Consider the following 355-nt stretch of genomic DNA (forward strand, 5'->3'; position numbering starts at 1 on the left):
TACCCCTGACGCTTCCGTAGCACCTCCTCTCAAAATGGAGGATTGCGTCCCACCCGGCGCAGTAATAACTTTTCTGGACCCACAACACATAGCGGTGCTGTACCACCTTGCACGCCAGCATCTGTAGCGTGGAAGCTCAAAGAAGAAATTATCTGGAGGGCAAGTGGATTACTACGTTTTCAATATAGGCAAGCCAGCAGTTTCAGATTGGTGGACTCAGAACATCAAGCGTGGCGTAATTACGGCAGGCTTCGAAGGGAACCCCGAGGACAAGGGTGCCGCAATACTGAAGAAAATGAATGAGGGGGACTGGGTTCTAGCCTTTGTTAACGGGCGGGGATTTGTAGGAGCCGGC

General features: G+C 52.1%; 1 protein-coding gene. It reads left to right on the top strand.

The window, feature by feature from the left end:
* Positions 1-163 precede the first annotated feature (163 nt).
* Positions 164-355: hypothetical protein (locus tag RVY79_RS18090; RefSeq protein ID WP_317465911.1), on the top strand; the 192-nt coding region annotated here is incomplete at its 3' end.

It is taken from the genome of Chromohalobacter sp. HP20-39, from assembly GCF_033052815.1.
Classification (GTDB): domain Bacteria; phylum Pseudomonadota; class Gammaproteobacteria; order Pseudomonadales; family Halomonadaceae; genus Chromohalobacter.